At 50.8% G+C, this 1,880-nt stretch carries 3 protein-coding genes and 1 pseudogene; all 4 read right to left on the reverse strand.

All coding sequences use genetic code 11. The annotated features are described in order from the left end of the window. Positions 1-318: pseudogene (locus KDK15_RS21615) on the reverse strand (ankyrin repeat domain-containing protein); the annotation flags it as partial. Beyond that, positions 237-470, reverse strand: a complete 234-nt coding sequence (locus KDK15_RS21620; protein ID WP_373691410.1) for an ankyrin repeat domain-containing protein — start codon at positions 468-470, stop codon at positions 237-239. The gene KDK15_RS21620 and the pseudogene KDK15_RS21615, both read right to left, overlap by 82 nt. Continuing rightward, complete coding sequence (locus tag KDK15_RS18610) at positions 467-1,639, reverse strand: ankyrin repeat domain-containing protein (protein WP_257296893.1); 1,173 nt, start codon at positions 1,637-1,639, stop codon at positions 467-469. The genes KDK15_RS21620 and KDK15_RS18610 overlap by 4 nt, the downstream gene beginning before the upstream one ends. 4 nt (positions 1,640-1,643) lie before the next feature. Next, positions 1,644-1,880 (reverse strand): hypothetical protein (locus KDK15_RS18615; RefSeq protein ID WP_257296894.1); only part of this gene is annotated, 237 nt, incomplete at its 5' end.

Consider the following 1,880-nt stretch of genomic DNA (forward strand, 5'->3'; position numbering starts at 1 on the left):
CTTGACGGTCTCTTTGTGGCCATTCATTTCCGCTAAGTGGGCAGCCGTCGAGCCTGAGTTAGTCTTCTCTTTGGCCAGGGAGGGGTCAAACTCCAGCAATTTCTGGATGGCCTCTGTTTGGCCTTGATAAGCAGCTGCGTGGAGAGCCGTAGAGCCATCGTTAGCCTTCTCTTTGGCCAGTGAGCGGTCAAAGTTCAGCAATGTCTGGATGGCCTCTGTTTTTCCATTACGAGCAGCTAAGTGGAGAGCCGTATCGCCATCTTTATTCTTCTCTTTGGCAATCTCCAGCAATATCTGGATGGCCGTGTGTCGCCTTGATGAACAGCTAAGTGGAGAGCCGTTTGACCATAGATATCCTTCTCTTTGGCCAAGGAGGGGTTCATCTTCAGCAATTTCTGGATGGCCCTTGTTTGGCCATTAACAGCAGCTACGTGAAGAGCCGTTTCGCCGTACTTATTGGTGGCATTCAAATTCGCCCCTTTTCAATCAGCTTTCTCAGGCATTCGCCGTGGCCGTTACAAGCGGCCAGATGCAAGGCTGTTTCGCCGCTATTGTTGCGGGCATTGACCTTCTCTCTGCTGATTTCAAGCATCCTTTCCAGGCACCCGCTATGCCCTTTGGCTGCAATGATATGCAACGGTGTTTGACCTTCTTCATTGGTTTCGTTGAAGTGTCTCTCGTAGAGACGCTTGAAAATTTCCAAAGAACTTTCACTGGCAGCAGTGTTCAGTGCAGTAAAAATATTTGCACCATGTTGTTCCAGAACACGTCGGCCCTCGGTGTAGCCTGACAGAACAGCGATGTTCAAGGCACCGTCAAGGTCGTTCGCTCCCAGATTGATCAGAGATCTCAGACACTGCGTTTGGCCCCGCTCGGTGGCGACGCGCAAGGCATCGTTAAGGTTGTTCGCTCCCGCTGTGATCAGGATTTCAAGACGCTGCGTTTGCCCCCGCTCGGCGGCTTCGCGCAGAGCGTTATTAAGGGCAAGTTGGCCAGACTCGGTGCTGCTCAGATATTGAAGCAGTGGAGCATCGCCCCCCTGGACAGCGGTGCGCAGTACGTTATTGATATCCGCCCCTGCCCTCACCAGCATATTGAAGTCCTCGGTGCGGCGCATCCGGGCAGCAATTTGCAAGGGGGTCTCACCATTGTGCTCGACGGCATTGACATCGGCACCGAAGCCGATCAGGAGCCCGACTACATTAGTATGTCCGTTCTTTAAGGCGACAGCTAACAGGTGTTCAGGATGACCGGTGGTCACCGAATGGTAAGTCCGATTGGCCAAAGTCTTGTCCTGGCGCAGGAGCGCCCTCAGCTCGGGCAGATTTCCGGTGCGACAGTAATAAAATATCTGGGTTTCACAATAAGGGGATTTGTCAACAAGCGGTCTCCTACCGTCCATACGAATCAATGGCAGTGCCGGTTGCCTGCATGCACATTGGCGTTGGTCAAGAGCCATTGCTGACTGTTGTTCACTGTTGAGCCAGTCTGTGATGCATTCCAGGTGGAAAACGTCACGTGCATCGCAAGAGGTTTTGACCAGAGAACGCCCGCCAAGCTGTCCGTAATAGCCGTCGTCACCACTACAGATAGAACATTCAAAGAATAAATTTGCCTCGTTTCTACCGACACCATTCATCGCTTTAGCCTGCCATTTGACTCAACACTGTGGGTAGGGCAAAAATCAGCGGATTGAGTTCCACAAAAAACAGAATTTTTAATAAGAGATATGGGATTTTAGGATCAGACCTTAATAATGCATAACCATTGTCTTTTACGCTGATGAAAAATATATTGCCACAATCAAAAAACCCGCCCCCGATTCTCTGTGCTGGATAGCAGCATAGACCATCAGACACAGTGTCATCACCATTAACAGT

The sequence above is a fragment of the Endozoicomonas sp. YOMI1 genome (genome assembly GCF_024606345.1).
Lineage (GTDB): Bacteria > Pseudomonadota > Gammaproteobacteria > Pseudomonadales > Endozoicomonadaceae > Endozoicomonas.

What these genes read in the sequence shown, in the direction of transcription:
- KDK15_RS18610 (WP_257296893.1), bottom strand. Translation starts at nt 1,639, where the DNA reads ATGAATGGTGTCGGTAGAAACGAGGCAAATTTATTCTTTGAATGTTCT.